This is a genomic window from Streptomyces sp. NPDC026377 (assembly GCF_055567715.1).
On record NZ_JBVHPV010000002.1, the window covers coordinates 496,579 to 519,990 of the forward strand.

Here is a 23,412-nt window from a genome sequence, read left to right on the forward strand (position 1 = left end):
GGGCTGTGCCGTTACCCGTAGTGTTCGTCGAGGTACGCGACGATGTCGCGCTCACGGAATCGGAGGAGGCGGCCGACCTTCTGGGGCCGCAGTCCCCACGCCCGGTACTTGTTCTTGACGGTGGTCTCGCTGACCTTGAGCCACGCGGCCACCTCTTCCGGCGTAAGGAGCCGGTTACTGCCGCCCTGGCTCAACGGGCGGGCCTCTCGCCTCGCTGTGCGTCGGTGAGCGAGTGCACTGTCTCCCAGGCCAGTGCCGCCGACTTCAGCGCGCGCTTCTGGTCTGCCTTGAGCCTTCGGATGCGGGCCGGCACGAGCGCCGGATCGGAGAGACCAAGGAGTTTGGCCGCCTCGGCGAGCAGCTCCTTCGGGTCCTCAACCGGGGCATGGCCGGGCTGGGAGTACACCCGACACTCCTGGCCGGAGACGCCGAGGACCCAGCCCCAGCCGTTCGCCATGGCCTTCTCGCTGTGCTTCAAGCGGCGGCCCCGATGTAGTCGGCACGGGACTGCGCGGTCAGGTGCCACATCCCGTAGTCGCATTCGTAGAAGCGGTTTTCGCGGTACAGGCCACGCCGGGAGCCCTTGCGGTCGACCGCGCGGTGCCGCATGGCCTGAGCACGGCCGAGGGCCTTTTCGGCTGCCCGCTCGTCCTCGTAGGCGCGCTTGTTGCCGCACGGACAGGTGCGGAACTCAACTGATCTGATGCTCACGGCGGTTGTCCTCACTTCTCGAATCGGCTGCATGGGCAGGTGGGTATCTGGCAGGCGCCTCGGGCGGCGCTGGCGGCGGAGTGGGTGAACGGGGCGTGTCCGCACTCGGGGTGTTGGCAGTAGCCCTTCCAGCCCTTCTTGCCGTCGATGTTGGCGAGCGTGATGCCGGGGCTGTTGAGCTTGACGAGTCGTCCTGTGCCGCCGATGGCGAGCTTGGAGGCGAAACTCTTGGCCTCGGCCTCGTTGCCGAACGGCGCCCAGTTCAGCCCGCGGCTTCCGTCACTCCAGGTGTGGACGAGGGCCACCCAGTCGCGCATCTGGAGGATGTCGGCGACTTGCTTGATGACCGCTTTGGCCATCTGGTCGGCACTGCTGAAGTCGGGGTCCTCCAGCAGTGCCTTGACCGCTTCGACCTCCTCCTTGCGGGGGGTCAGTCGCATCAGTCGTGGATCTTCACCGGGAAGGCGAAGAAGCGGGACGTGACGGCTGCTCCGACCCCGGTTACGAGGTAGGCGTCTGTGTCGATCTTGCGGGCGGTGTCTTCTTCGGCGTCGGTGAACACGGCTCCGATGGGCAGAGCATTCAGGTCTTCCGGCGTCGTGATGGTGGCCATGGGGCTCCTCCTCTTTCCTGGTTCAACTTACCCCTTCAAGGCCGCAGGTTCAAGTTTGCCATTCAGGTGCGCGGAGATCACCCGAAGCACCTCCCGGCCCAGCTCCTCGGGGCTACCGGTGTTCTCAAGGACCGCGTCGAAGTCCCACCCATCGAGGGCCGTTTCACTGCTGTGCGATGCCTCGCGGATGGCTGGCTGATCCGGGCGGACGAGCTTGATGACGATGCCGCCGCGCTTCCGGATCTCCTCGGCCTCGTTGGGGAAGCGCACGTCCGTGATCACTGTCGGCGCGTCAGGCTCCAGGTCGTTGAAGAGGGCCCTCACCCACACATCCTCGCCGAGCACGGTCCGGCCGGCCTCGGTCCCGCACCGCTGCATCAGGCCCCGGAGATCCCAACTGAAGTCCTTCACCCGCTCCCACCCGTGCTTGTCGACCTCTTGGGCCAGGCCGTCAGGCTCGGCCGTCTCCACGGTGTCGATCATGGGGTTGAGCGCGTACAGGAAGCGCTTCATGGGGTCGGCGAAGGCTCGGCGCTGCCAGGCGCGTTCCCCGTCTAGCGCGGCGAGCGCCTGGGCGGCCGTGTCCTTGCCCGCTCGGGCTGCGCCCGCGATGCCGATGAGGGGAGCGGCCGGTCGTACGGCCGGGGGTTCGTCCTGGGTGCTCTGCTCGGCGTCTGGCGTGGGGGCCGGGATCGGGTCGGCCATGGGGGCTTCGAGGAGCTCGACCTCCCACTCCGGGAGCATCGTCACCCAGTTCTGACGCGTGGGTGCGGCTTCGAGGCGCGGGTCAACGTGCAGTCGGATGACCTTGGTTCGCGTGCCGTCCCAGGCGGCCGTCTTGTGCATGGGGTCCGCCACGAGGTAGCCCTCTCGGGTGACGGTGTGGCCTCGGGTGTCGCGGCCGACCGCGCGGACCCGCTGTCCGGCCTTGAGGTTGGTGAGCTTGACTTTCATGGTCACGGTGTCTCTCTTTTCGTTCGCAGCCGCAGGCGCGGCGGGGTGGTTGTAGATCTCGGCGAGGTACGCGCGGAGCTGGGGTTCCCATGTCACCCCGAGAAGGGCGCCCACCACGGCACAGCCCATCGGAGGGGCGACGACATCACCGATCTGCTGCGTGCAGGACGAGCGGGAGCCGGTCCAGGGGTAGCCGGGGCGGAAGCCGACCAGGAGCGCGGCCTCGTCGAGCGAGAATCGGCGGTCCTTGTCGTGCTCCCAGTACCAGCCGCGGATTTTCGAGGTGATGCCGGTCGCTGCTTTGTCGGCCGACCAGCAGTTGCCGCCCGCTGTCTTGCGGACTCCTCTGGTGTTGACGCGGATGCCTTCGGGCCAGCCGAGCGCCTCGGCGGCCGTGGTGGTCGGGATCGGCTCCTTCGGGGTCAGGGCCTCCATGTCGACGTAGGAGTGTCGGGCCGCCATGAGGAAGGTGCGCTTGCGACGTGAGGCGAGGCCATAGTCCACGGCGTCCAGGACGCGATATTCCGCGCTGCACCAGTCCGCCGACCACAGTTCTTCGCGTAGCCCGTCGAGGATGTTCTCCGGCAGGGCCGAGCTCTGTTCCATGGCCAGCCAGCGGAGGTTGTCCCACTGGGCAGTCAGGGAGAGCGCCCAGATCAGCACCTCGGCGAGTAGGCCGATCCGCTCATCGGTCATCCCGGATATCGGCGCCCGCACTTCGTCGAGGGTGAGCAGGGGGCCTGTGAACCCCGCGTAACCGTCCCAGTCGGGGTCGCTACAGATCAGGCAGATGTCGGCGAACTCGCAGGCGCCGCACTCTCCGCTGTCGTGCCAGTGCCCAAAGGTCGCTTCGAACGCCATCGTGAATACGTCGAGCAGGAGGTCTTGGTTTGCGGGGTCCAGTCCGGCGCGTTTTCCGGCGGGAGTCCAGCACTGGCAGGGGGCGGAGACGATCAGCCCGCGCACCCAGCGGAGGGCCGGGTGCCTCGGGTCCAGTGATCGAACGTCAGCGACGATCCGGTTGAATCCGGCCGCACGAGCAGTGGCCGAAGCGTCCTTGTGGATCTCAACACCAACGGTATCGAGGTCATGTCGAAGCACGTCCCGGACGCCAGCGTCCCAACCTCCGGGCCCTGCAAAGAGGTTGACCACCCGATCGGGATCACCCGGCTCGGGCGGGAAGAGCCAGTGCACAGGCCAGGGGGCCGCAAGTTCCTCCAGTTCCTCGGGCGACATGTTGCTGAGGTCCAGTTCCTCGGGAGTTCCAAGGGCCCCGGCCGTGTCCAGACGGGTGAGGGGCATCAGTCCACGTCCACGGTCTCGACGCTGGTCAGCCAGTCGCCGACGATCTCCCAGTGGTAGCCAGGACGTATCAGGCCGTCGTACATGTAGACGTGGCGTCCGCAGTCGTCACACTCGTAGGGACTGCGGTGGATGTGGCGGATCGGACCGTTGCACTCGACGCAGCGGACCACATTCGTAGGGAGAGTGGTGGTGCTCACGCGGCATCCCCAAGGCCGTAGGTCTCGCGGTGCCGACGTGGCATGTCGACGGGGGCGTGCCAGGCGAGCGGTTCGTGCTCCTGGCGGAGGGCGTGCACGGTCAGGTGCTCGGCGGCCTCATCCCGGCCGGCATCGTGGGCGTGGTCGAGTACGGCGGTCAGGAGCGTGTCCGGATCGACCTCGTGCGGGGAACCAGCCCACTTGATCTCGTGGCGGAAGTCGATGGTCGGCTGGTGCTGGTAGATGTGCACCGCGGCCTTGCCGCCGCCCCACCGGAGGGTGATTCGGTAGGTGTCGTTCGTGAAGAATCGGGCTGTGTCGCTGTTGAACGCGACGGCGCCGTGAGTCGTGGTCATCAGGTACCGTGCCTTTCGTTGGGCTGGCGTGTTCATTTGGCTGGCATCGTCAGGCGGGGGACACCACTCCCCCGCGACCCGGCTCACCACCGGGTTTCGCCCACGGGCACCCCTCCCCACCTCGTATGGGGAGGGGTGTTTGCGTTTGGGGCAGACAGTCAGAGGTCCGTGCCGTACATGTCGGTCACGTCGCGGGTGATGTCGTTCGCATCGTCGGTGTCAAGCTCGTCAACCCACTCGTCCTCGTTCTCGTCGAGCCAGTCCTGAAGGGCGTCTTCGTCCTCGGCGATGTCGGCCGGGACGGTGACGGTGGCCTCCACGTCGGTGATCGTGGTCTCCGTGACCTCGAAGCGAACGGTCAGGGTGACGGTCTCGGGCTCGGTTGCGGTCGTCACTTCTTCTCCAGTCGGGGTAGTGCGCGGCAGCGGGTGCAGGTGAGGTCTTCGTCGAGGAGCTCGGGCACGAGGCCGCACCCCAAGCACGGTTCGGTGTTGCGGTCGGTCATGAAGCGCCCTTCAGCGCGCGGTCAAGGACCGGCCAGTACCAGGGGCATTCCGAGGCGGGCCAACCGTGGCGCTTGCCCCACTCCCGGCGTGACTGGGCGGCGCACCGCTCGCATATGAACCGATCACCGAGGATGTGGTCCGTCCAGGGGCCCCGGCCGCGCACCTTCGGTGGGCAGATTTCGCAGGGGCCGCCACCGCGGATGTGCTGATAGACGAGCGCGGTCTTCCCGTTGAAGGGTGAGGTCGACCAGACGGCCGCGTGACCGTGTTCCTCGGCTCGCTCGTGGGCGAGTTTGAAGGCGTCGCGGTATCCGTAGTCGTGGAAGGTGCCCTCGACCTGCTCCATGCCGTCGTGGCAATAGAGGCCGTGACTCGGCGCGTCCGGGTCAGGGCAGACGTACACGTCGTATCGCCAGCTCACTTCGCTCCCTCCTTCGTGGCGTCCTGGAGGGCGTCGAGGATCTCGGCCATGGCGGGGCTCGGCCGCTCCTCCTCGGGGAGGAGCTCGGCGGGGAGGCTGATGAGGAGCCTGTGCGTCTCCTGGGAGAGAGCGAGCAGGGTGTACCACTCGGCCGTGCCGGGGTCGAAGTCCTCACGCCAGACGGTGACTTCGCGGCACATGCTGAGAACCCTGCGGATGGAGTCCTGGAGGTTGTCCATGTCGGCCTTTCAAGCTTCGGGAGGGGTGTCGTGGGCAATGCAGGTCGACCGGCGGCACGGGCGGCCGAGCGAGGCAATGAACTCGCGGTGGGCATCGAGCCCGGCCTTCAGCCAGTCGTCGCCCTCGACGAACTGGGGGCGCTTCTCGGCCCAGAGCTCTCGGGCCCACTCGATGTCGCGGACCTCGTGAAACTCCGAGGCCCCGTGTTGGCGGATCAGGTCGACCCAGGAGGCCCGAGCGCGGTCGTAGGCGCTGCGGGAGTGGTTGCATCCGGAGGCCGGATCGATGTCCTCCATGGGGACGCCAGACTCCAGGCAGAGGGCTATCCGGGCGTCGGCCATCGACGTGGCGCGGTCCGGGCACCGCGAGTTGGCGGCGGCGTAGAGGATGAGGGTGGCGCGGCGCATGGTGCCTTTCGGGCAGGGGGCCGCCCCGCCAGTGACAGGGCGGCCCAGGGCATACGGGTGTGGTCAGGCAGGCGTGGGCGTCATGCCGCGATGGATCGGCCGGCACGGGTCCCGACGCGCTTCGCGCCTATGTCGGCCCGGCGACCGGCGGCCGAGCCCTCCTCGAAGGCGGAGGTCCGGCGTGTACGCGGCTTGTACTCGCCGACGCCGCTCGGGTTCGCCTCGTCGGCGGCCCGCTTGGCGATGGCCGCGCGGTCGGCGAGGACCAGGGCGACGGACGTGCCGTGCACGGCCTCGGCCTCTCCCTTGGCTCGTGCTTCGGCGTCCTTGATCCGCTGGACGACGGTGTACGTGAAGCCGCGCAGCCACGCCTTGCGGTGGGTGGCGAGGGTGGTGGACTCCCACCATTCGGGGCGCGTGGCCCGCAGCCCGTTGGACGCCTGGAGCGAGAGGGAGGCGTAGAGCATTTCGGCGCGCTCGATGTCGGACTCGAAGCCGTAGAGCTCGACCGTGTACGTGAAGCGCTTCTCTCCGCGCTTGCGCATCTGGCCCAGGATCGGTTCGACGCTAACCGCCTTGGCAATCAGCGCGGCCAGGAGTCGACGCTCCGAAGCGTACGAACCCTCGATCACGATGGTGCGCTGAATGACCTTGTCGGTAGTCGGGTCGGACGCGGCCAGCATGGCGCGCTCGATTCCGTACTTACCCATCAGTTCGGCGGCCTTGCCGAAGTACGCCTCTGATTCCTCGGGGGTGACTCCGGGGTCCTCCGCCTTGGCGAGGATGGCGCGGATCTTGGCAAGGGTTGCCTCGTTGGACATGTGACTCTCTTTCGTGCAATGCGGCTGGCATCATCAGGAGGCGGACACCACTCCGCCCCGACACCTCCTTTCGAAGGTGTTTCGCTGGTTACTTCGCCGGGGAATGGCCCATCAATTCGGTGAGCCAATCCTTGATGTCTGCAAGGGACTTGGCGTGCTTCGTGGCCGCGTCGGCCCCCTGGGCGATGTATGTACGGGCAGGTCCCTGCACGTCCTGGAATTCGTGGGCGAGGCGGTCTGCTTCCACGAGGTCGGCAGCTTGGCGCCGAATGACGGCGACGTGCACGGCCTTGCCCGAGACCGCGACGAATTCGATAGCACGGTCACAGGAATCGATTTCGTCGACGGCCCGGCCGAGACGCACGCGAGCGTCGCGCATGTCGCTCGCTTCGGCCTTCCGTTCGCGGATTACGTCGAAGATGCCGGACAGGGTCCGCCCGTTGTTCCTCTCCGAGAATCGGCGGTGCTGGTTCCGCAGCTCGATCACGTTGTTCTCAAGCCGTTCGATCTCGATGCGTAGTGCCCGATCGAGCTCGGCGGCGTAACGCGCAACGAGCGCACCGCAGTTGTGACCGTAGGTTTCCGCGTTCATGGTGCCTCTTTCGTGTAATGCGGCTGGCATCGTCAGCACCCGGACACCACTCCGGGTGGACCTCCTTTCTGGAGGTTTCGCCATTGCTTACTTCATGTGTCCTTCCGTTTTTGGGCAGGGCGGAGTGCCGGCCTGGGGGTAGACCGGCCCCTGGGATTTCGGGATTCAGGCCCCGATAACTTCGGCCTCTTCGATGTCGTCCGAGTCCTCCGACTCGTCCGGCTCCTTGCCCATCTCGTAGTGCTTCATCCAGAGCTCACCGGCGTCCGGGCGGCCAGCCGCAGCCAGCAGCGCGGAAAGCGCCGACACCTCGCCGTACGACAAGCCATCGGCCTGGTGCAGAGCGGTAAGCGAGTTGTCGAAGGCATCGGCGAACTGGGCAACGGCGCAATTCAGCGCACGGTGCGTCTGGGCCGTCACGCGGACCTGCACCTCGGCCTCCATCGCCTTGCGTCGCTCCGCTTCGAGGAGCGCCTCCAGGGCATCGATCTCGTCGAGGGAGTGGTAGAAGGCGTGCAAGGCCAGGCGGCTGACCTCGGCCCGGAGCTTGCGGCGCTGAACCCAGTTCGTGATGAAGGGAATTCGCATTTCATGCCTCACGTGCGGTGTGTTCTGCGTGCTTTGGCTGGCATCGTCAGCACCGGGACACCACTCCCGATGGACACCCCCTTTCAGGGTGTTTCGCCGGTTCAAGTTAGCCTTTCAGGCCCGAGAAAGATCGTGATTGTGCGTGACCTCCTGGACGTGGATTCCATGCGGGTGCATCACTCCGCAATCGGATTCGCCGCACTCGCACTCGTCGCGAAGGATCTGCGCGTGCATCTCGGCACAGCCCTGGGCGTACTGCCAGGCAGACCACAGGGACGTGAACACCGACTCGGCGTCCTTCTCGTACCCCTCGCGCTGCGTCACCCGGACGCGGCCGGACGCTTCGGCCTTGACCTCCCAGTGCCCCAGGAGTTCGGCAACCTCGTTCCAGACACGCATCTCGTGCGCAGGCTCGCATTCGCCCTCGAATGTGCAACCCGTGCCGTCACAGTGGCCCGTGAAGCAGTGCGCGGCTTGCGAGCTGTCGCAGTCGCCGTCCCGGTTGCAGCCCTCGCAGTAACGGCGACCGTAGACCGCGTTACCGCAGCAGTCGCAGTTGTGGGCTCCGCGAACGATCTCCTCGGACTCATCTTCGAGCAGCTCCCACCCTTCGGGTACGAACAGCTCAACGTCGTCCGGCTCCTCGGAAAGGTACTCCTGGATATACGTCGTCTGAGTCGCCCCCGGACAACCGGGGTACGGCTGAGCAACGATCAACATCAGGTTGTACGCCGCCTCGGACGGAGGGACGATCTTCGCGTTCATGTTGCCTCGTTTTCGTGTTCGTTCGGCTGGCATCGTCGGCACATCACCGACTCGTCAGGTCACGGGCACCACCCCGTGACGACGCTCGACTTCGAGCGTTTCGCCACGAGGGACAGGCCGGCCGCGGGGCAGACCTGTCCCCCAGACCCCGCTACGAGCGGGGACGGAAACCGTTCGCCGGTACGAGATCGCCGGACTCGGATCGGCGCAGCATGTTCGCCGTCCTCACCTCGATCTCGTCAGCAGGCAGGAGACACAGGCGGCACCACCGCTTGAACTCCCCTGGTTTCGGCGCGGGGTTGGCGATCTCGATCACGTCCCCGCACCGCGCCATCGGAGCGGACTCCGACACGTGGTCGAGGGCGTGGAGAACGCTCCCCTGGCGTCCCGGCTTGAACCCGACTTCAGACATCTGGACCCATCCCTCATGAGGGGCCGCCCTCCCACCTCGTATAGGAGGGCGGCCCTCGTGGTTCAAGTTAGCCAATCAGCGCCGAAAAGAAGGGCGTCACGGCAGGATCGAGAGCAGGGCGACCGTCAGCATGTCGGCCACATCCCGCGCCTCGTCGCGCTCAGCACGGAGCACCGCCTCCTCCAGGATGGAGGCGAGGGTGGTCACCGCGTGCGCTTCCCGCTCCTGGCGCAGCTCGGCCCGCGTCGCATCCAGCTCGCGCTGGACAGCGAACAGCCGCTCCGCCAGGCGCTCGGCCTGTACCGCGAAGTCGCAGTCCTGGGCATCCGTGACCTTCTTCAGGTTCACACCGGGGTACGCCTTGAACGTGGTGCTGGACATGTGTCCTCTTCTCATACGGGCCGGGACATGCCGGCCTGGAGGTACACCCCACCTCTTGATGGAGTGCTGGCACCCAACCGACCGAAGGCGATTGGGTCTCAGCACACCACCGAGCCGAAGCCCGGCGGGTGCTCACACGTTCGTTGTAGGCAAGGTGTCGGGTGCGGAGTTCTGCCGCAGTCGCGGCCCTCACGCACCTTCGCAGTCATCTATCCATCGCAGCCCAGCCCGCCCCACGTGGGCATTCGAGGCTGGTGACGGGCGCTTTCGCGCTCCAGTCCGCTGCGGAAATTCGCGTTCACTGTTGAGTTCTCAAGGGACAGCAGCTTGCTTTCTACTCACCACCCCGAAGGGCCGCTTTCGTCCGCGCCTACCAGGTCTTTCCCCTGGCGAGTCACCGCACTTCCGGCCGCAGTTTCCTGCCGCCCGCCCTACTCCTCCCCAGGTAGTCAGCCACCTGGAAGGGGGCCCGCCGATCACCCGGCGGTGGTGCACCCGATGCCCGGATGCTGGCGTGAAGGTCATCCGCTCAACCCCTGGGGGCCTCGCGGTGGCTCCGACCCTAGCGGATCTTCGCCGTTTGGTTCAAGTTCGCCTTTCGGCTTCGAGTGAAGCGGACTCCGTGACCCTTGCGAGCCCCGGCCTTCCGCTTCGGTCCGAACCGTATCAGGTCCGGGCTAGTGGTTCAAGTTCGCCTTTCGGCTTCGTTCCCGCGCCCCCCGGCCCTTACGAGCTGGGGTTTCTGCGGTGAGCCCCGACCCTAGCGGGCCAGTCCTCGTTGGCGCAAGTTGGCCTTTCGGCTTACTCGCGGCGTCCCCACACCGGCCATTCGCTGGCCGTCCGGGTCCCGCCTCCATGGCTTCGTGTCTCGGTCGGCCGCTGCGGTGTCCGTCGTGGCGACGGGTCAGACATTGGCTTAGTTGAACCAAGCGGCGCAAGCTCGGTGTCCGCGATGTCCGAATAGTCTTCCGCATTGTCCGGATTCATCCTCGCCTCGCGTGCCCGGAATGCCCGGATGCAAGCGCGCCCGGCCCGGCCTGCTCATGCCCCGGCCCGGATGAGGCGCGCGTTCCACTGCGCCGCGCGTCGCGCACACGGAAGATGTCCGGTTCGCCTGGTCACGTCCAGTTCTCATGCGGGTTGGCGGGGTGCGCCGGGTGGGTGGGGGTATGACCCCCGGTACGCGAGCGGCCGGACCGCCATGTCTTAGCCGCTCGGATTCTGCCACGGTTCCAGGGTCGACCAACGGCCGAGACCCCGGCTGCCACCTGGGCAAACGGGGCCTCGACGGGCGCAGGGATCGGGCCCTTAGCCCTCTCCGTCCTGCCTCACCCCTTCAACGCCTTGAGTGCTGTCGGTCGGGACATAACGCGGGCGGCCTTGTCGGCGACGCGATTCTTCGACAGGCCCCCTCGGTTCGCCTCGCGCATCGCCTCCACCAGCTCCTTGCCGGCCTGTTCTGCCGCGTGGTCAGCGATGAGCTTTGCCTCGATGGCCACTTCGAGAGCGTGCACCGAAGGCTCGGCCGGTGTGGGGTCGTCGACTGCGGCGTAGGCGCCGTTCGTGCCGGTCACCTCCACCGCCAGGACGTGTTCCTCAGCGTGCTCGGCCGGAGGGTCAGTCAGCCAGCGCTTCAGGATGTCGCGGCCGAGGTCGTGAGCGGTCCCCGTCCAATCCGCGGCGATGCCGGTGGCGATCTCCCGGCCGTCAACGACCTGGGGGTCGGGGCCAACGATCGTGTACTCGAAGATGAGAGCTTCGTGTTCCGTCATGCCGCCAGGATGCCAGTCAACGCCTTGACCAGTCAAGCGTTTTACCAGTAAAGGCGTTGACCAGCTACGGAGTGCCGGGTCAGGCCGCTCGAACTTCGCCGAGGTACCGGTACCCGGACCGCTTCGAGCAGCCGAGGCGCTCCGCGAGCGTCTCGCCGGTGACCTTCTCGCCCTTCGCCTGCATGGCGGCGACCGTGTTCTTGACGACTGCCAGCGGGACGGCCTTTCTGGCGGCACCCTTCTGCCGGGGCTTCTGCTCCGCCTTCTCGGCCTCTGCCAGGTCGCCAGTCAGCTCGTCGGTGATCTCGTCGAGCTCGACCGCCAGCTCGTCGACGGCGGCTGACAGTTCCTCGTACTCGTTGACGATGCCGTGGCTCGTGGCGACGAGCTGGCGGCCTGCCAGGTCGAGGGCCTCTGCCAGCTCGCCCGCCAGGTAGGTGGCCGTCTCCTCCAGCTCGCGCATCTGCTCGGCGGCCGTGACTTCGGCGGCCGGCATGGCTGCCATGTGGAGCATGTGCGCCACGACGAGCGGCGGCACCGCGGATACGGCTGCCACGAGGATCGCCGAGGTGGCCATGTAGCCGCGATCGATCAGGTGCGCCACGACCTGAGCTGACAGTGCCAGGCCGAGGGCGGCCCCGGCGCCGATGGTGGCAGTGACACGGCCGGGTGCCTTGGCACGGCGGCGGATGTCGGAGATGACGGCCGCGCAGGCGGCGTAGGCGGAGACGCACACCGGCATGAGCCACGTCGTCCAGCCGTGCCAGCCCGCCAGTTCTGCCATGCGTATCTCGCCGGGGACGGACATGACGAGGGCGGCGACGAGGACGAGGGGCCTGCCAGCGGTGAAGACGACACGCGCGTACCAGGGCATGTGCATTGAAGACATGGGTTGCCTTTCCGGTACGGGCGCGGTCAGGCCGCGACGGCGGCGCGGCAGAGCGCGCGGCCTCGGCGGGCGGTGTCGAGATCGTCGGCCTGGTCCTCGATGGCAGGGGCGCCAGACAGGAAGGCGGCGGCGCGATCGAGCTCTTCGCGGCAGGCGCCGCACACGGTGCCTCGGCGGCCGAGCGGGAAGGGTGCGGCGCAGACCTCGCAGCGGTCGCGGGTGTCCGGTGCCGGGGGCGCCTTCGGCTGCGGCTTCGCGGGCATCTGGTTCTTCAGCCGGTAGGAGACCAGTGCGGCGGCGCTGTCGACCTGCTCGGGCAGGCGGTTGGTCAGCACGTTGACGATCTTGAGCGGGCTGTGGCCCTCGGCGAGCCAGGCGGCGGCGAGCGGAGCGAGGCGGAGAACCTCGGCGGCGCTGAGCTTCAGACGGCGGTCGGTGTCGCCGAGCTTCGAGAGCGTCTGGGCGGCACGACCGATCTCGGCGTCAGCCGTGGCGGCCTGGTCGTCCTTGTTGCCGAAGGCTTCTTCCTCCTCCTCGTCGGCCTGGGCCCGCTCGTCGCCGTCGCTCTTGGCGGAGGGGTTGGGGAGGAGGTTCTTTTCCTGGGTTTTTTCTCCCTTGGGAGAGCCGCCGACGGACCGAGCCCCCGGTTCACCGACCGTCGGGATGTGGTCAGTCGGAAGATCAGAGACGTGCGTCTCGGTGCACCAGAGGCCCGTCTCGGGGGTCTGGAAGCGCTCGCGGCGGAGGTAGCCCGCGGCTTCGAGCTGGTTGAACGCCTTGCTGACCAGGCGCTTGCCTTCCTCCACGTCGTCGGTCATGGACTCGACCGTGACCTTGGTGTTGTCGGGGAGGGACAGCAGGGTGACGAGGAGACCGCGAGCGGTCAGGGAGAGCTTCTTGTGCCGGGCGGCCTGGTTGGGCACGACCACGAACGAGTGGTCATGCCGGTTACGATGCACTCGCATTCAGAATCCAACCTTCTGAGTGTGCTTGTTCAGGCCCCGGCCGGGTGTTCGCTGCACCAGGCCGGGGCCGCCTGCGTTGCAGGCAGGACCCGAAGGTACAAGTTCGCCTTTCAGATGTCTACCCGGTTCAACTTCTCCCTTGCGCGGCCCGCAGGGGCCGCCCTCCGCCCGCCGCCCCTCATCGCCGTCGTGACGGCTCCGGCTGTCGCCGTCGCCTGTGTCCCAGATCACTCGAACCCCGTTTCCGGAAACAGGCCCCTCGTTCCCTATATATAAGTAGAAGGCAATAAGGATTACTTAGCGCCTTTCTATTGGCGGCCCCGAAGGGGCCGCACAGAGGGAAGTCACAAAAGACTTGAGGGAGGCGCTATTCCTTCCTGGAGCTCTTCGGATAGGCGTTTGCGCCTGCCTCCGAATTGGCCACAGATCCGAAAGCGGATACTCCGCAGGGACGGCCATCAGTGCACAGCCAGAGACGATTACGGCGTGCGGTGTGCCGAGCCCGCCACGGATGTGGACCACATCATTCCCGGTGACGACCACCGAGATCCCAACCTTCAGTCACTCTGCGGGTGGCATCACCGGGTCAAATCCTCCCGAGAGGGCGGTGCGGCTAAGGCCGCTATTCGAAGGCGCCACGCGCGCCGATTCCGCAGGACCGAGGAACACCCCGGCCTGATGTGACTGCGCTGGAGCTCCGGGCATGTACCCGTCGAGCCCGCGCCGGCCCCCGAGGTTCTCCCCTCCCTCGGGGGCCTTCGACCTGGAAGGAGGTGGGCGAGATCCCTGGCCCCGTACCGAATCGGGAGGCGGATCTCGCCCGCCCCCGAGAGCGCAAAGGCTCCGATGTCCAGTCCGTCACCAAGGGCGTGCTTCGGGAAGTCAAGATCCCTAACGCTGACCGGGACTGGCATCCAATTGCACGCCGTCTCTGGGACTCCTTGAAGTCCAGCGGCCAAGCCGACTTCTACCAGAACAGTGACTGGGCATTCGCCTATTCGCTCTGCGAAGACCTGAGTTTCTACAAGAAGTCCGGAAAGAGATCCGGTCAGATGCTTCAGACCATCTACAGCGCATTCGAGAGGCTGCTCGTTGCCGAGGGCGACCGGCGCCGGGTGCGTATCGAGCTGCACGAGCCCGAGCCCGAGGAGCAATCCGCGGCCGTACTCGCCATCGCCGATTACAAGAAGGAGCTGGGGCTCGCCGAGTGAGCCGCTCTCCGAGCGGCCCGACTCCATGAAGGGAGGTGAGTCCCATCTCAGCCCTGACCATAGAACAGATCGACGCTCTCGAACCGACCTTCCTCGGCCCGACGTGGCGGAAGGCGCCGGACGGCTCCTGGGCGCTGCCAGAGCGCACACTCGGTTGGCAGATCGCCGGATGGTGTGCGGAATATCTGCGCGCCGAGGACGGCGGCCCTTGGAAGTTCACTCGCGAGCAACTGCGCTTCGTTCTCCACTGGTATGCGCTGGATGAGTCCGGCCGGTTCCTGAACCGAAAGGGCGTTCTCCAGCGCCTCAAGGGCTGGGGTTGACCGGCAAGGACCCCTTGCTTGCCGTCATTTCCCTGGTTGAATTCGTCGGCCCCTCCCGCTTTTCACACTGGGACGCCTCCGGTAACCCTGTAGGTGTTCCGCACCCTCAAGCCTGGGTGCAAATTGCCGCCGTTTCTCGCGACCAGACGAGAAATACCATGACGGTGATGCCTTCCCTCATGTCGGACAAGCTGATCGAGACGTACGGCATCAAGGCCGGCGCCGAGCTGATCCGGGCGAATGGCGGCCGTCAACGACTTGAGGCGGTGACAAGTAGTTATCGCGCCCTTGAGGGGGCGCGGTCCTTAGCGGTCCACGTTTGTTGTGCTCAACGAAACCCATCACTGGGTGCGGGGCAATAACGGGGACAAGATGTATGAGACGATCGACGGAAATGCGACCAAGAAGGACAGTCGCTATCTGGCGATCACTAACGCATTCCTCCCCGGCGAGGATTCCGTTGCGGAGAAGATGCGCGACGCCTTCGAGAAGATCGTCGAAGGCCGGGCGGCCGATATCGGGTTCCTGTACGACTCCGTAGAGGCCCACCCGAAAACACCGCTGACTCCGGACGCCATCAGGATTGTCCTGCCGAAGATTCGGGGCGACGCCGTATGGCTTCGCGTTGAGACGATCCTGCAAAGCATCCTCGACACCACTCTCTCGCCTTCGCGCAGCCGCCGCATGTGGCTGAACCAGATCGTGGCCGAGGAAGACGCCCTATACGGCCCGGCCGAGTGGGATGCCCTCCGGGACGAGACGAAGACGCTGGCCCCCGGCGACGAGATCGTAATGGGATTCGATGGCGGGCTCCGCGACGACTCGACTTGTCTCATAGCTCTCCGCGTCTCGGACATGTGCGCCTTCGTTCTGGGCCTTTGGGAAAGGCCGGACGGCCCGTCCGGAAAGGATTGGGAAGTTCCCCGCGCCAAGGTCGACAGCGCCGTACACGACGCCTTCAGCACTTTCGAGGTGCAGGGCTTCTACGCGGACGTTGCCCTCTGGGAAAGCTTCATCTCGGAATGGTCCGAGACGTACGGCGAGGGCCTGGCAGTGAAAGCCCCCGGCAAGGATTCGATCGGCTGGGATATGCGGTCGAGCCAGAAGGCTTCGACGCTCGCGCACGAGCGCCTGATGCGAAGCGTCTTCGACCAAAAGCTGTGCCACGACGGCGACTTGGCACTTCGCCGCCACGCGCTGAACGCACGTCGGCGCACCAACAACTACGGGATCTCGTTCGGCAAGGAAAGCAAGGACAGCCCGAAGAAGGTCGACGCGTACGCGGCGCTCATGCTCGCGCACGAGGCCCTCTTCGACCTGCGGGCACGCGGCAAGAAGGTGCGGAAGCGCTCCGGTCGCGGCTTTTTCCTTTGAGCCGAACGGCTAACTTGAACCAGGAGGTATCGCGTGACCGACACGTCGCCTGCCGCGCTCGCGCGGCAGCTCCTCGGCATCCTCAACCGGGATGGCGACCGCCTGAAGCGGATCGACGACTACCTCCACGGCCGTCATGACGACCCGTACATGCCGCCCCAGGCTGACGACGAGTACCGGCTCCTCGCGCGCCGGTCGGTGTCGAACTGGCTGCCCCTGCTCGTCGGGACTCCGGCCCAGGCCCTCTACGTCGATGGCTTCCGTTCCGGGAAGCCTGCGGGCGGGCTCCCGGCTCCGGTCGAGACGAGCTCGCCCGAGTGGGAGCACTGGCAGCGGTCCCGGCTCGACGCCCGCCAGGCCGCTATCTACCGGGGCGCGTTGACGTACGGCCATAGCTTCACGGTCACCGAGAGAGGTCGTGCCGGCCAGGTGCGGACGAAGGGGCTGTCCGCGCTTCGTACGGCCGCGCTGTACGAGGACCCGGCGAACGATGACACCCCCTACGCCGCCCTGACCGTGACCGCCTGGCCTGCGGGCGATACGCGCGGCCGGGCTCGCATGTGGGATGCCCAGCACGAGTACACGGTGACGTTCCGCGGCCTGGACGACGAGAAGGGGATCGTGGTTGCGCGGCTGCGCCGCCACGGCGCTTCGGAGTGCCCGGTCACGCGCTTCGCCTCCCTGGTGGATCTGGAGGGGCGGACGCTCGGCGTCATCGAGCCCATGATCGCCTTGCAGAACCGCATCAACCAGACGATCTTCGATCTGCTGGTGGCCCAGACGTACGCCTCCGTGAAGGTGCGCACGGCGACCGGCATGGCCCCGCCCATTCGGCGCGACCCCGAGACTGGGGAGCCCGTTCTCGACGAGAACGGCAACCCCATTCCGCTGCCGATCAACCACAATGCGCGCAGGTTTTTGTTCGCCGAGGACCCGGATGTCAAATTCGGGAGCCTGGACGAAACTCCGCTCGGCGGATTCATCGACAGCGTGGATATGTCCATAAGGCACCTCGCCGCCGTCAGCCAGACCCCGCCTCACCATTTGCTTGGGCAGATAGCCAACCTGAGCGCCGAGGCCCTCCTAGCAGCGGAAACAGCTCTGAGCCGCAAGATTGCAGAATTCCGTACGGCCTTTGGTGAGTCCTGGGAGAGAGTTTTCCGACTGGCCGCCGAATTGTCCGGGGGCAGCGGCTCGGACGACTACAAGGGCGAAGTCATCTGGCGCGACATGGAATCGCGCTCCCTCGCCCAGGCCGCCGATGCGCTCGGCAAGCTCAAGGAGCAGCTCGGCATCCCGGCGAAGGGCCTGTGGCGCCGTGTTCCGGGCGTCACCCAGACCGAATACGAGGACTGGGAGGAGCTCGCCGAGGACGAGGACTCGGTTCGGCAGCTCTCCACCGCGATCACCCGCGCGACTCCCGATGAAGCGGTACCGGAGGCCGCGTGACGAGCACAGCGCGTCAGGCAGAGGCCGACCAGGTGTCGGCCGCCTTCCATGTCGCCCTGACGCAGATCGGCGTCGAGACCACGGCCGAGGCCCTGTCCTTGTGGGCGGAGGTCCCGGCCGCGCAGCGCGCGGCTACGGCGTCGAGTTGGCTGCGGCGGGCGATCACGTTGGTGATGTCGAAGCGGCGTATGTCGCGCGATCTGGCGCGGGCCTACTACAGGCTCGCGAGGGCTCTACAGACCGGTACGACGGTCGCCGACCCATACCACCCGGAGCCGTCGCACGTGACGCTCGGCGACCTTCGCCGGGAGTTCGCGGCCCTGGCGGGAACGTACTCACCCCCTGCCCCCCGCCCTGCGGGCGAGGCCGCGACCGCCGAGCGCGGGGAAGCCTCGCCCGCACCCTCCGAAGAGCCGGACGACGCGAGTTCTGACGGGTCGACGGCGCCCTTGGCCGACGACGTGGAGGCCGAGCTCGACGACGAGCCGGAGGACTGGGAACGCGTCCTCGTGGAGGAGCTCGAAGGGCTTCGCGAGGAAGAGGAGCGGATCGAGCGTGAGGCGGAGGACGAACTCCGCGTCGTCCTCGACGCGCTGGGCTCCCAGAACCTCGACCGGCGGGTGTCCGAGGTCGACGACCAGCAGCTCGCCCGTGACGCAGATCGTCAGAGGGACGAGGCACACCGGCAGGCCGGCGCCCAGCAGGCAGCCGCCGCTTCCCGCGTCGCGATGAACGGCGGCCGATCAACCGCCTGGAATCACATGAAGCGCGACCGGCGCGCACTCGGGTACGTCCGGCTTTCCCGTACGGGAACCCCGTGCGGCTGGTGCGCAATGCTGATCAGTCGAGGCCCGGTCTACAAGTCCCGTGAATCCGCCACATTCAACGACGGCGACAAATTCCACGACAACTGCCATTGCTACGCGATGCCCGTCTTCTCGCGACAGCAGTACGGAGCATCCGAACTCTTCGCGCTGAACCGTGAATACGAGGCTCTGTGGCCGGAGGTCACAAAGGGCCATGCCGGTAAGAGCGCCCTCACCGTCTGGCGGCGGTTCATCCGCCAGAAGCAACGCGAACGGCAAAAGGCCGCAGCCCTGGCGGCGCGGCAAGCCACGACCACAGCCCAGGAGGCGTGACCCGTGCCCGAAGAGACCCCCGAGTCGTCCACCCCGGCGCCCCAGAGCGGCGAGACCGAGCAGCCCAAGGGCGAGGTCGAGCAGCCCGCGGAAAAGGCCACTGCGCAGGAAGACGAGCTTCCCGACTGGGCCCGCAAGGAGCTGGCCAAGGTCCGCAACGAGGCGGCCGGATACCGCACTCGGCTGCGAGACGCCGAGACCAAGCTCTCCGAGGCCAAGAGCCCGGAGGAGTTCGAGACCGCCCTTGCCGAGGTGAAGGCGCGGAACGCGGAGCTGGAGCACACGCTCGTCGTCGCCTCCGTGGCCCGGAAGTACGACCTCCCCGAGGAACTCGCCGGCCGCCTGCGGGGCAACACGACCGAGGAGCTGGAAGCCGACGCGAAGGCCCTCCAGGCGCTCGTCTCCCCGAAGGTCCCCGAGGGCCTGGGCGGCGGCCTCGATCCGTCCGAGGACCCCGACGAAGAGATGGACCCGCGCAAGCTCGCTCGCCGCGCCCGGCGCTTTTAGCGCCTTGAAGAAACGTTTCCCCTAACCCCCGTGCCGCCCGGCCGGGGGTTTTTTAATGCCCCCGGAGGTAGCACCACTTGCCCACCGTCCAGCACCAGGTTGTAAAGCCCCAGAAGCTCGTCAACGCCGCCGTCGGAATGCTGGAGCAGGAGCTCGTCATTCCGAACCTGTTCCAGAAGCAGGGCGTCGACGCGTTCAAGGGTGCCGAGAATGACACCATCTCCATGAAGGTCGAGGGAATTCTCCCCTTCCACGACTACGCATGGCGGAACGACCGGTCGGCGCCGATCCAGTTCGACGAGTACAGCGAACGAACGATCGCCGTGACCTTCGGCGGCAACGTGTATTCCGCCGTCAAGCTGACCGACGAGCAGAACGATTTCGATATCGACAACTGGGCCAAGCTCCTGCGCCCCCAGTCGAAGGCCATCGCCCGTGGCCTTCAGCGCCGGGCGGTCAACACGCTGACCGGCCAGTCGTACAACGTCACCATCGGCAACGCCGGACAGAACCTTCGCGGCGCGCTCATCGAAGCCAGGCGCGTACTGAACGCCTTCCACGCTCCGCGCGAGGGCCGATACCTCCTCGTCGGCACCGAATTCGAGTCGGCGCTCCTCACCGACGAGAAGCTGAACCTGGCCCAGAACGTCGGCGACAGCGAGGCCGAGTCTGCGCTCCGCACCGCCTCGATCGGCGAGCGGTTCGGCTTCCGGATCGTGGTCGACCAGACCATTCCGGCTGACAGCGCCTACGCGTTCGCGTCCTCGGCGTTCATCTTCCTCTCCGGCGCCCCGAGCGTCCCGCAGTCGGTTCCGTACGGTGCGACCACCTCCTTCGAGAACATCGCGCTCCGCTGGGTCCGCGACTACGACCCGCTGTACATGCAGGACCGTTCCGTCGTGAACACGTACGCGGGCTTCCGCAGCGTGACGGACATCCTCGTCGGCTGGGACGCGGCCAACGAGAAGGAGATCATCTCGACCGGCGAGCACTTCGTGCGCGGCATCAAGCTCCAGCTCGACGGCAAGAGCGACTACCCCGAGGCTGCCTCCGAGCTGGCGAAGATCACCGGCGTCTCCGACGCGAAGGTCTGGACCCCGACCGGCGTGAAGCCGGAGGCCGATCCCGCCAACGCCTGATCCCTCGCCTCATAGGGGCCGGTGCCACACGCGCCGGCCCCTGCCTGGCCTGCCCGAAAGGAGGTCGACGCGTGGCGTACGCGACGCTCGACGAGCTGAAGGGCCGCCTGGATTGGGAGCCCGACGAAGACGAACTGCGCATCGCAGTAACGGCGTTGGACGACGCGTCGGACCTGGCGGCTACCTACGGTCGCGACTGGCCCGAGGACTCGGCCCCCCGGCTGGTGCGCACGCTCGTGCTGAAGTCCGCGGCGAGGTACATGCGCAACCCGAACGGCTACACGCAGTCGAGGGCCGGTGACGAGACGCTCGCCTGGTCGGACGCCCACGGCCGCGACGCCGGGTCGGTGTACTTCACCCGCGAGGAGATCCGCCTCCTGGAGAACCTCGCCGGGAACCGCGCAGGGCTGGCCAGTGTGCCCGTCGTCGCCTGGGGCTCCAAGGCCCGTACGAGCGCCGGTTACGTGCCGGTCGACTACTCGTCTGCCGCCCCCTTCCCTCTGTTCCCGGATGAGGTGGGGCCCTGGTGAGCGTCCAGCGAAGGCGCGGCCAGAAGGCGCGCGTCTGGCGAACGGTCGAGGTGGTCGACAACCGGGGCAACACCGTCATCGTGGCGGACCCCGAAGGCCCCATCGAGGTCCGCGCCGCCTTCATCCCGCAGCGCTCCTCGAAGGCGGAAGTCCCCGGTCAGCAGCAGATCAACGTAACTCGGATGGTGGTCGACGCCCATCTTGAGGGTGTCTCCCTGTGGTCGCGCGTGGAGTACAACGGCCGAGAGTGGGACATCGTGTCCCCTCCCGCTTACCACCACGGTGATCGCCGTACCCGGCACTGGAGCATCGACATTCGGGAGCGGCCCTGATGGCTTACATGTACGAGAAGACGAACCGGGTCCTCGCTCGGCACCAGGACGTGCAAGACGAGCTGGAGCGGGTCACGTTCGAGATCGCGGTGAAGGCCGAAGAGATCCTTGCCCAGCACCACGTCGACTGGCACTCGCGGATCGAGGTCGAGGAAGGCCGCATCGACAAGTACGTGGTCCTCTCCGACGACGCTGGCCAGAAGGCGGCCCTGAGCATCGAGTACGGCCGCAAGGCGTACACCGTGACCCGCGAGGACAAGGACGGCAACGAATACGAAGTCGAGGTCCCCGCGACGGACGGCCTCTACGTCCTCGCCACCGCCTCGGGCCTCCCCAAGAAGCGGAAGGGCAAGGTGAGGGTCGACTAGTGGCCGGCATTCCTGACCACATCAAGGCCATCGCCGAACTCAGCCCCGTCGAAGACCTCTTGCTCGCCGTCCTCCGCAAGGGCCTGCCGGGCATCCGGGTCAAGTCGCTCGTCGACCAGCACGAGACGTTTCCGCTTGTCCTGGTCCGCCGAGACCCCAGCTTCGGCGCCTGGGACGGTGACGCCCGTTTCACCGACGCCGCCCGCGTGGTGATCAACTGCTTCGCAGCTGACCCCAACGGGGATGAGGACTCGGCGATCTTGTCCGAGGCCGTCCGCGTCGTGCTGCGGGACGCCTGGCTCAATAACGAAGTCGTTCCCGGCCGAGGCCACATCACCCGCGTCGACATGAACTCTTCCCCACGCCGGGCCTCGGACTGGGCGACCGCGACCGGCCCCGTGCAGTACGCGGACCTGCCCACGGGTGTGTGGCGCTACGAGTCGATTTACGACATCCGTATCCGCAAGCCGCGGAAGCGCCCCTACCCCCTTCCCCACTAAGCACAGCAGACGAAAGGCCCGACCCCTTCCGGGGTGCGGGCCCTTTTTTATGCCCGCACGAAGGAACGTTTCTTCTTGGCGCTCAACGACCTTGCAACTCTCGTGGTCGGCTCCGGCAACTACCTGACGGCCCCCGTCGGTACGCCGATGCCTGACGATCTCCTCGTCCCCACTTCACCGTGGGAGCCGGTCGGCCACACCTCCCTTGAGGATGTCTTCGGCATCACCTCCGAAGGTGGCGAAGCCACCACGATCGGCAGCCTCCAGAACAAGACCCTCCGCACGAAGTACAGCGCCCGCACGGAGACCATGGCGCTGACCTTGCAGCAGTTCGACAAGGCCGCGCTGAAGCTCTACTTCGGCGCCAACGCCCCGACCCTGCCGGACGGCACGATCGGCGTCCCGGCCGACCCGCAGCCGACACAGGCGGCCTTCCTCGCCGTGTTCGTGGACGGCGAGAACCACTTCGGCTTCTACGCCCCGAAGGCCGAGATCTACAGGGCCGACGACATGGCGATTGCCGACACGGAGTCCCTCGCCGGCCTCCCGCTCGGCGTCAAGCCGATGGTCTACGGCAACAACACCTGGACCTACGCCGTGACGCCGCTGGGCGGCACCGTCGCCACTGGCGCGACCGCTGGCACGCCGGGCTCCTTCACCCCGGACGGATCTGTCGCCCCCGCGAACCTCGCTGCCCTCGCGACCGTCACCGCGAGCCCGCTGACGGCCTGGACCACCGGCCAGTACGTCGCCCTCGGCGACGACTCCAACGCCTACTGGACCGGCTCCGCCTGGGCCTCCGGTACGGCGCCCGGCTCGGGCGCCTGACCCCTCGTCCCGGCGTGAGCGCTGCGGACCCGCTCGCGCCGGGCCCTTCCCTCTCCTCGGTCCGCCTCCCCCCTTCTCGTTCAATTCTGGAGGTCCGCACCCCCATGGCTTCTTACTCCCTCGACGACATCCGCAACGCCGCAGAGGCCAAGTACGGCAGCACTGACATCGAGCTCGGCGGCGAGACCGTCCGCCTGCTCAACCCGTTGCGCCTGACCAAGACCGCGCGGAACGAGCTCACCGCGCTTCAGGAACGGCTCGGTGACGACGGTGCCGACCAGGAGGAGCTTCTCTCCGAGGCGATCCGCCTGGTTGCCGAGCACACGAAGGCGGCCGATCGGCTGCTCAAGGCGGTCAACGGCGACCTCGCGGTCCTCGCGGAGATCTTCGACCGGTACGGCGAGGGCACCCAGGCGGGGGAAGCCTCGGCCTCGCAGGGCTGATCGACCAGTACGGGGAGGGGCTGTATCCCGACCTGCGCTTCTACTACGGCGTGGATCTCGCCGACGTGATCGCAGGCCGCGGCCCCTCCCCGTCCCTGGTCCTCTCGCTCTTGCAGAGGCTTCCCGACACGTCCCTGACCGTCGCCCTCGCGTCGGGCGGCAGGGAGTTCTTCGGCTGGGGCCAGGACCGCCACCTGGCGGCCGATCTCTTCGACGCGCTCAACACCAACACCAGGGCCACGGGCCAGTGGGGCAAGGGCAAGGCGCCGAAGATCCCCGAGTACCCGCGCCCGAAGCCGAAGGCCAAGAAGAAGGCCGGCAAGCGGCCCGCCTCGGTGGCCGAGATCTACAAGCGGTTCGCCGGGAGGTAGCCC

At 67.0% G+C, this 23,412-nt stretch carries 36 protein-coding genes and 5 other RNA genes; 15 read left to right on the plus strand and 26 right to left on the minus strand.

Annotated elements, in window-relative coordinates; all coding sequences use genetic code 11:
- Positions 1-11: 11 nt before the first annotated feature.
- The 26 genes from ACZ4MU_RS06320 to ACZ4MU_RS06445 all read right to left on the minus strand — a co-directional run bounded on the left by ACZ4MU_RS06320 (position 12) and on the right by ACZ4MU_RS06445 (position 12,895).
- Positions 12-194: a helix-turn-helix domain-containing protein gene (locus ACZ4MU_RS06320; RefSeq protein WP_467871638.1), complete on the minus strand. Its 183-nt coding sequence runs from the start codon at positions 192-194 to the stop codon at positions 12-14.
- Positions 191-478, minus strand: a complete 288-nt coding sequence (locus tag ACZ4MU_RS06325) for a hypothetical protein (RefSeq protein WP_467871640.1) — start codon at positions 476-478, stop codon at positions 191-193. The genes ACZ4MU_RS06320 and ACZ4MU_RS06325 overlap by 4 nt, the downstream gene beginning before the upstream one ends.
- Positions 475-711 carry a hypothetical protein gene (locus ACZ4MU_RS06330; protein WP_467871643.1) on the minus strand — a complete coding sequence of 79 codons (237 nt, stop codon included), beginning with the start codon at positions 709-711 and terminating at the stop codon, positions 475-477. The genes ACZ4MU_RS06325 and ACZ4MU_RS06330 overlap by 4 nt, the downstream gene beginning before the upstream one ends.
- Positions 712-722: 11 nt before the next feature.
- On the minus strand, positions 723-1,151 hold the full coding sequence (locus ACZ4MU_RS06335; protein ID WP_467871645.1) for a hypothetical protein: 429 nt from the start codon (positions 1,149-1,151) through the stop codon (positions 723-725).
- On the minus strand, positions 1,151-1,324 hold the full coding sequence (locus ACZ4MU_RS06340; RefSeq protein ID WP_190415544.1) for a hypothetical protein: 174 nt from the start codon (positions 1,322-1,324) through the stop codon (positions 1,151-1,153). Before ACZ4MU_RS06340 ends, ACZ4MU_RS06335 begins: the two co-directional genes overlap by 1 nt.
- A gap of 27 nt (positions 1,325-1,351) precedes the next feature.
- A complete protein-coding gene (locus ACZ4MU_RS06345) occupies positions 1,352-3,580 on the minus strand; it encodes a deoxynucleotide monophosphate kinase family protein (protein WP_467871647.1) in 2,229 nt (742 codons plus the stop codon).
- The gene (locus ACZ4MU_RS06350) at positions 3,580-3,780 is read right to left on the minus strand and encodes a hypothetical protein (protein WP_467871650.1); all 201 of its coding nucleotides are present in this window, start codon (positions 3,778-3,780) and stop codon (positions 3,580-3,582) included. The genes ACZ4MU_RS06345 and ACZ4MU_RS06350 overlap by 1 nt, the downstream gene beginning before the upstream one ends.
- Positions 3,777-4,136, minus strand: a complete 360-nt coding sequence (locus tag ACZ4MU_RS06355; RefSeq protein ID WP_467871652.1) for a hypothetical protein — start codon at positions 4,134-4,136, stop codon at positions 3,777-3,779. Before ACZ4MU_RS06355 ends, ACZ4MU_RS06350 begins: the two co-directional genes overlap by 4 nt.
- 34 nt (positions 4,137-4,170) lie before the next feature.
- An RNA gene (locus ACZ4MU_RS06360) (hammerhead ribozyme type II) lies at positions 4,171-4,238 on the minus strand.
- A gap of 56 nt (positions 4,239-4,294) precedes the next feature.
- Positions 4,295-4,531, minus strand: coding sequence for a hypothetical protein (locus ACZ4MU_RS06365; RefSeq protein ID WP_467871655.1), 237 nt, complete (start codon positions 4,529-4,531; stop codon positions 4,295-4,297).
- 106 nt (positions 4,532-4,637) lie between these two features.
- On the minus strand, positions 4,638-5,063 hold the full coding sequence (locus ACZ4MU_RS06370; protein WP_467871658.1) for a hypothetical protein: 426 nt from the start codon (positions 5,061-5,063) through the stop codon (positions 4,638-4,640).
- On the minus strand, positions 5,060-5,302 hold the full coding sequence (locus ACZ4MU_RS06375; RefSeq protein WP_356450172.1) for a hypothetical protein: 243 nt from the start codon (positions 5,300-5,302) through the stop codon (positions 5,060-5,062). Before ACZ4MU_RS06375 ends, ACZ4MU_RS06370 begins: the two co-directional genes overlap by 4 nt.
- Positions 5,303-5,311: 9 nt before the next feature.
- On the minus strand, positions 5,312-5,710 hold the full coding sequence (locus ACZ4MU_RS06380; protein ID WP_467871660.1) for a hypothetical protein: 399 nt from the start codon (positions 5,708-5,710) through the stop codon (positions 5,312-5,314).
- A gap of 80 nt (positions 5,711-5,790) precedes the next feature.
- Positions 5,791-6,531 (minus strand): DUF2786 domain-containing protein, encoded by a 741-nt coding sequence (locus ACZ4MU_RS06385; RefSeq protein ID WP_467871662.1) that lies wholly within the window; start codon positions 6,529-6,531, stop codon positions 5,791-5,793.
- Between the two features lie 18 nt (positions 6,532-6,549).
- An RNA gene (locus tag ACZ4MU_RS06390) (hammerhead ribozyme type II) lies at positions 6,550-6,618 on the minus strand.
- A 1-nt stretch (position 6,619) separates the two neighbouring features.
- Positions 6,620-7,123: a hypothetical protein gene (locus ACZ4MU_RS06395; RefSeq protein ID WP_467871665.1), complete on the minus strand. Its 504-nt coding sequence runs from the start codon at positions 7,121-7,123 to the stop codon at positions 6,620-6,622.
- A gap of 17 nt (positions 7,124-7,140) precedes the next feature.
- Positions 7,141-7,206, minus strand: an RNA gene (locus ACZ4MU_RS06400) — hammerhead ribozyme type II.
- Between the two features lie 82 nt (positions 7,207-7,288).
- Positions 7,289-7,723: a hypothetical protein gene (locus tag ACZ4MU_RS06405; protein WP_467871668.1), complete on the minus strand. Its 435-nt coding sequence runs from the start codon at positions 7,721-7,723 to the stop codon at positions 7,289-7,291.
- Between the two features lie 19 nt (positions 7,724-7,742).
- Positions 7,743-7,810: hammerhead ribozyme type II (locus ACZ4MU_RS06410), an RNA gene on the minus strand.
- 15 nt (positions 7,811-7,825) lie between these two features.
- Positions 7,826-8,476 carry a hypothetical protein gene (locus tag ACZ4MU_RS06415; RefSeq protein WP_467871671.1) on the minus strand — a complete coding sequence of 217 codons (651 nt, stop codon included), beginning with the start codon at positions 8,474-8,476 and terminating at the stop codon, positions 7,826-7,828.
- A 41-nt stretch (positions 8,477-8,517) separates the two neighbouring features.
- Positions 8,518-8,582: hammerhead ribozyme type II (locus tag ACZ4MU_RS06420), an RNA gene on the minus strand.
- A 45-nt stretch (positions 8,583-8,627) separates the two neighbouring features.
- Complete coding sequence (locus ACZ4MU_RS06425) at positions 8,628-8,888, minus strand: hypothetical protein (protein ID WP_467871674.1); 261 nt, start codon at positions 8,886-8,888, stop codon at positions 8,628-8,630.
- 96 nt (positions 8,889-8,984) lie between these two features.
- On the minus strand, positions 8,985-9,269 hold the full coding sequence (locus ACZ4MU_RS06430; protein ID WP_467871676.1) for a hypothetical protein: 285 nt from the start codon (positions 9,267-9,269) through the stop codon (positions 8,985-8,987).
- A 1,328-nt stretch (positions 9,270-10,597) separates the two neighbouring features.
- On the minus strand, positions 10,598-11,041 hold the full coding sequence (locus ACZ4MU_RS06435; protein WP_467871678.1) for a hypothetical protein: 444 nt from the start codon (positions 11,039-11,041) through the stop codon (positions 10,598-10,600).
- 79 nt (positions 11,042-11,120) lie between these two features.
- Positions 11,121-11,930: a hypothetical protein gene (locus ACZ4MU_RS06440; protein WP_467871681.1), complete on the minus strand. Its 810-nt coding sequence runs from the start codon at positions 11,928-11,930 to the stop codon at positions 11,121-11,123.
- Between the two features lie 26 nt (positions 11,931-11,956).
- Entirely contained in the window at positions 11,957-12,895 is a 939-nt protein-coding gene (locus tag ACZ4MU_RS06445; protein ID WP_467871684.1) for a hypothetical protein, read from the minus strand.
- Between the two features lie 773 nt (positions 12,896-13,668).
- Here ACZ4MU_RS06445 and ACZ4MU_RS06450 point away from each other — a divergent pair.
- The 15 genes from ACZ4MU_RS06450 (at position 13,669) to ACZ4MU_RS06520 (ending at position 23,409) form a co-directional block, all read left to right on the plus strand.
- Positions 13,669-14,106: a phage terminase small subunit gene (locus ACZ4MU_RS06450; protein WP_467871686.1), complete on the plus strand. Its 438-nt coding sequence runs from the start codon at positions 13,669-13,671 to the stop codon at positions 14,104-14,106.
- A gap of 35 nt (positions 14,107-14,141) precedes the next feature.
- Complete coding sequence (locus ACZ4MU_RS06455) at positions 14,142-14,429, plus strand: hypothetical protein (protein ID WP_223828491.1); 288 nt, start codon at positions 14,142-14,144, stop codon at positions 14,427-14,429.
- Entirely contained in the window at positions 14,426-14,791 is a 366-nt protein-coding gene (locus ACZ4MU_RS06460; protein WP_356450195.1) for a hypothetical protein, read from the plus strand. Before ACZ4MU_RS06455 ends, ACZ4MU_RS06460 begins: the two co-directional genes overlap by 4 nt.
- On the plus strand, positions 14,754-15,803 hold the full coding sequence (locus tag ACZ4MU_RS06465) for a terminase (RefSeq protein ID WP_467871691.1): 1,050 nt from the start codon (positions 14,754-14,756) through the stop codon (positions 15,801-15,803). Before ACZ4MU_RS06460 ends, ACZ4MU_RS06465 begins: the two co-directional genes overlap by 38 nt.
- A 33-nt stretch (positions 15,804-15,836) precedes the next feature.
- Positions 15,837-17,252, plus strand: a complete 1,416-nt coding sequence (locus tag ACZ4MU_RS06470) for a phage portal protein (protein ID WP_467871694.1) — start codon at positions 15,837-15,839, stop codon at positions 17,250-17,252.
- A 32-nt stretch (positions 17,253-17,284) separates the two neighbouring features.
- Positions 17,285-18,391 (plus strand): VG15 protein, encoded by a 1,107-nt coding sequence (locus ACZ4MU_RS06475; RefSeq protein WP_467871697.1) that lies wholly within the window; start codon positions 17,285-17,287, stop codon positions 18,389-18,391.
- 3 nt (positions 18,392-18,394) lie between these two features.
- Entirely contained in the window at positions 18,395-18,898 is a 504-nt protein-coding gene (locus ACZ4MU_RS06480) for a hypothetical protein (RefSeq protein ID WP_467871700.1), read from the plus strand.
- Between the two features lie 77 nt (positions 18,899-18,975).
- Complete coding sequence (locus ACZ4MU_RS06485) at positions 18,976-20,037, plus strand: phage major capsid protein (RefSeq protein WP_223828488.1); 1,062 nt, start codon at positions 18,976-18,978, stop codon at positions 20,035-20,037.
- Positions 20,038-20,108: 71 nt separating this feature from the next.
- On the plus strand, positions 20,109-20,567 hold the full coding sequence (locus ACZ4MU_RS06490; RefSeq protein WP_467871702.1) for a hypothetical protein: 459 nt from the start codon (positions 20,109-20,111) through the stop codon (positions 20,565-20,567).
- Positions 20,564-20,899: a phage head completion protein gene (locus tag ACZ4MU_RS06495; protein WP_150171697.1), complete on the plus strand. Its 336-nt coding sequence runs from the start codon at positions 20,564-20,566 to the stop codon at positions 20,897-20,899. The genes ACZ4MU_RS06490 and ACZ4MU_RS06495 overlap by 4 nt, the downstream gene beginning before the upstream one ends.
- Positions 20,899-21,267, plus strand: a complete 369-nt coding sequence (locus ACZ4MU_RS06500; protein WP_467871706.1) for a DUF5403 family protein — start codon at positions 20,899-20,901, stop codon at positions 21,265-21,267. Before ACZ4MU_RS06495 ends, ACZ4MU_RS06500 begins: the two co-directional genes overlap by 1 nt.
- A complete protein-coding gene (locus tag ACZ4MU_RS06505) occupies positions 21,267-21,767 on the plus strand; it encodes a hypothetical protein (protein ID WP_356450207.1) in 501 nt (166 codons plus the stop codon). Before ACZ4MU_RS06500 ends, ACZ4MU_RS06505 begins: the two co-directional genes overlap by 1 nt.
- Positions 21,768-21,842: 75 nt before the next feature.
- A complete protein-coding gene (locus tag ACZ4MU_RS06510; protein WP_403500117.1) occupies positions 21,843-22,595 on the plus strand; it encodes a phage tail tube protein in 753 nt (250 codons plus the stop codon).
- A 104-nt stretch (positions 22,596-22,699) separates the two neighbouring features.
- Entirely contained in the window at positions 22,700-23,038 is a 339-nt protein-coding gene (locus tag ACZ4MU_RS06515) for a phage tail assembly protein (protein WP_150171689.1), read from the plus strand.
- A 65-nt stretch (positions 23,039-23,103) separates the two neighbouring features.
- Positions 23,104-23,409 (plus strand): hypothetical protein, encoded by a 306-nt coding sequence (locus ACZ4MU_RS06520; RefSeq protein ID WP_356450212.1) that lies wholly within the window; start codon positions 23,104-23,106, stop codon positions 23,407-23,409.
- The last annotated feature ends 3 nt before the right edge of the window (positions 23,410-23,412 follow it).

Coding starts and splice junctions, on each gene's coding strand:
- ACZ4MU_RS06345 (WP_467871647.1), bottom strand. CDS start 3,580: ATGCCCCTCACCCGTCTGGACACGGCCGGGGCCCTTGGAACTCCCGAG.
- ACZ4MU_RS06425 (WP_467871674.1), bottom strand. CDS start 8,888: ATGTCTGAAGTCGGGTTCAAGCCGGGACGCCAGGGGAGCGTTCTCCAC.
- ACZ4MU_RS06515 (WP_150171689.1), top strand. CDS start 22,700: ATGGCTTCTTACTCCCTCGACGACATCCGCAACGCCGCAGAGGCCAAG.
- ACZ4MU_RS06375 (WP_356450172.1), bottom strand. CDS start 5,302: ATGGACAACCTCCAGGACTCCATCCGCAGGGTTCTCAGCATGTGCCGC.
- ACZ4MU_RS06385 (WP_467871662.1), bottom strand. CDS start 6,531: ATGTCCAACGAGGCAACCCTTGCCAAGATCCGCGCCATCCTCGCCAAG.
- ACZ4MU_RS06355 (WP_467871652.1), bottom strand. CDS start 4,136: ATGACCACGACTCACGGCGCCGTCGCGTTCAACAGCGACACAGCCCGA.
- ACZ4MU_RS06340 (WP_190415544.1), bottom strand. CDS start 1,324: ATGGCCACCATCACGACGCCGGAAGACCTGAATGCTCTGCCCATCGGA.
- ACZ4MU_RS06435 (WP_467871678.1), bottom strand. CDS start 11,041: ATGACGGAACACGAAGCTCTCATCTTCGAGTACACGATCGTTGGCCCC.
- ACZ4MU_RS06395 (WP_467871665.1), bottom strand. CDS start 7,123: ATGAACGCGGAAACCTACGGTCACAACTGCGGTGCGCTCGTTGCGCGT.
- ACZ4MU_RS06415 (WP_467871671.1), bottom strand. CDS start 8,476: ATGAACGCGAAGATCGTCCCTCCGTCCGAGGCGGCGTACAACCTGATG.
- ACZ4MU_RS06500 (WP_467871706.1), top strand. CDS start 20,899: ATGGCTTACATGTACGAGAAGACGAACCGGGTCCTCGCTCGGCACCAG.
- ACZ4MU_RS06335 (WP_467871645.1), bottom strand. CDS start 1,151: ATGCGACTGACCCCCCGCAAGGAGGAGGTCGAAGCGGTCAAGGCACTG.
- ACZ4MU_RS06440 (WP_467871681.1), bottom strand. CDS start 11,930: ATGTCTTCAATGCACATGCCCTGGTACGCGCGTGTCGTCTTCACCGCT.
- ACZ4MU_RS06445 (WP_467871684.1), bottom strand. CDS start 12,895: ATGCGAGTGCATCGTAACCGGCATGACCACTCGTTCGTGGTCGTGCCC.
- ACZ4MU_RS06380 (WP_467871660.1), bottom strand. CDS start 5,710: ATGCGCCGCGCCACCCTCATCCTCTACGCCGCCGCCAACTCGCGGTGC.
- ACZ4MU_RS06430 (WP_467871676.1), bottom strand. CDS start 9,269: ATGTCCAGCACCACGTTCAAGGCGTACCCCGGTGTGAACCTGAAGAAG.